The organism is uncultured Nevskia sp. (genome assembly GCF_903885465.1).
Taxonomy (GTDB): domain Bacteria; phylum Pseudomonadota; class Gammaproteobacteria; order Nevskiales; family Nevskiaceae; genus Nevskia.
Window position 1 is genome coordinate 1 of record NZ_CAISIQ010000406.1, and the last position, 2229, is coordinate 2229.

General features: G+C 61.6%; 2 protein-coding genes. Both read left to right on the forward strand.

Annotation, left to right across the window (positions count from 1 at the left end; translation table 11 throughout):
- Positions 1-117: 117 nt before the first annotated feature.
- On the forward strand, positions 118-1404 hold the full coding sequence (locus QZY06_RS15920; protein ID WP_295686049.1) for a DUF445 domain-containing protein: 1287 nt from the start codon (positions 118-120) through the stop codon (positions 1402-1404).
- Positions 1405-1460: 56 nt separating this feature from the next.
- Positions 1461-2186, forward strand: coding sequence for an outer membrane lipoprotein-sorting protein (locus QZY06_RS15925; RefSeq protein WP_295686050.1), 726 nt, complete (start codon positions 1461-1463; stop codon positions 2184-2186).
- Positions 2187-2229 lie beyond the last annotated feature (43 nt).

Genomic DNA, 2229 nt, shown 5'->3' on the forward strand with positions numbered 1-2229 from the left:
CAACCTTTGGGAAGCCTGCCGGATCACCGAAGATTGAGCCGCACAAGCAACAACGCAGCGCCAGGTTCGAAAAGCAGTTCGTAAAACAATAAAGCTGCACGCAAGGGGGAGAAGGCAATGCAAAGCTGGTCACAAATCGTCGCCGACGTGCAGTTGAACTGGTGGCTCTATCTGTCGATGCCGTTCGTGGCGGCGACGATCGGCTATGTCACCAAGATCGTTGCGATCAAGATGATGTTCCAGCCGATCGAGTTCATCGGCTTCAAGCCGTTCTTCGGCTGGCAGGGCATCGTGCCGCGCAAGGCGGCGACGATGGCGGCGATTGCCTGCGACACCATGACCTCCCGGCTGATTCGGCCGGAAGACATCTTCAACAAGCTCGATCCCGATCGCATTGCCAAGGAAATCGAGAAGCCGCTGCTGGCGGCGGTGGAAGACATCACTCGCGAAGTGGCGGCGGTCTACTCGCCGGGCCTCTGGGAAGCGGCGCCGGAAACGGTCAAGCGGCTGATCATCAGCCGCATCCAGAACGAAGCGCCGAACATCGTCCGGGCGATCATGATCGACATCAAATCGAACATTGATTCGGTGTTCGATCTGAAGGACATGGTGGTGTCGAACCTGCTGCGCGACAAACCGCTGCTGAATCGCATCTTCCTCGAAGCCGGCAGCGGTGAGTTCAAGTTCATCCGCAATTCCGGCATCTACTTCGGCTTCATCATCGGCATCGTCCAGGCCGTGACCTGGGCGGTGACGCAGAACCCGCTGGTGATGCCGCTGTTCGGCCTGTTCACCGGCTGGTTCACCGACTGGCTGGCGCTGAAGATGGTGTTCAACCCCAAGCATCCGACCAAGTACTTCATGGGCTTGGTCGAATGGCAGGGTCTATTCCTGAAGCGCCGTGCCGAAGTGTCCGCCGAGTACGGACGCCTGATCGCCAAGGAAATCGTCACACCGCACAACATCATCGATGCGGTGCTGAAGGGCCCGCTGTCCGACAAGCTGTTCACGATGGTGCAGAAGCAGGTGCAGAAGGTGGTCGACGAGCAGTCGGGAATCGCCAAGCCGTTCGTGGTGTTCGCCGTCGGCAGCAGCAAGTACCAGGCGATGAAGCGCCTGGTCGCCGAAGAGATCATGAAGCGCCTGCCGGCCACCTTGAAGCACATCGAGGAATACGCCGCCGATGCGATGGCGATCGAAGACACGCTGGCGACCAAGATGACCGAGCTGTCGGTCGAGGAATTCGAGGGCCTGCTGCATCCGGCCTTCGAGCAGGACGAATGGATCCTGATCGCCGTTGGCGCTTCGCTCGGCTTCATCGTCGGCGAGATGCAGGTGTTCATCATGGAGCATCTAGCCAAGAAGGCGCCGGTGGTCGACGCAGCACTCTCGCTGCTGCAATGAGCTTCACAGGGCCGCGTGCCGCGCGGTGGGCGGCCCTGTGTTGTCTGGCGCTTGCCTTGCCTACAAAGGCTGCGCGCGACGAAGCAGCACTGCGCGCCTGCCTCGCGGCGAACGCTGCGGCCACCAGTCTGGCGCAGGACATCGCGATCACTCAGACCGACGCCAACGGCGCGATCAAGCGTCTGTCCGGCCGCTGGTACTGGCGCCGCGGCTCACCGGATCAGCAGGCAATGCTGAAGCTGGTCGCACCCGCCGATCTCGCCGGCGCGTCCTATCTGTTCCTGCGCAAATCCGGCCGGGAAGCGTTCTATCTCTACCTGCCGAGCCTGCGGAAAGTGCGCAAGGTGGTCGGCGCCACGGTGGCGCAATCGCTGTTCGGCAGCGGCCTGTCGGCCTTCGACCTGAAGTTCCTGTTCAGTGGCCTGAGCGGTGGCCAGTTCAGCTTTGTGGGACCGGACAAGGTCAGCGGCCGCAGCGGTGAACGCTGGCGCTATGTGCCGCCCACCGATCCGGACATCCTCTATGACCGCGCCGATCTGGTCATCGACGATCTCTGGTGCCTGCCGGTGAAAGCCGAGCTGTACGGCGGCGTGCCATGGAAAACGCTGATCGTCGATCAGGCCACGGTGACCCGGGTCGATGGCCGCTGGCGCGCGGGCAGGGTGCTGATGCAGGACCTGCGCGAAGGCAGCCGATCGGAGATCAGACTGGGCACCGAGCAGACCGACAAAGTCCTGCCTGATGCGCTGTTCAACCCCGACAAGTTCTACCGTCAGCCATGAAAGATCAGCGATCGTGAAAAAGTGCTGGCACATTGGCAACAGA

Excerpts from the sequence above, each read along its gene's own strand:
- QZY06_RS15920 (WP_295686049.1), top strand. The coding sequence starts at position 118 with ATGCAAAGCTGGTCACAAATCGTCGCCGACGTGCAGTTGAACTGGTGG.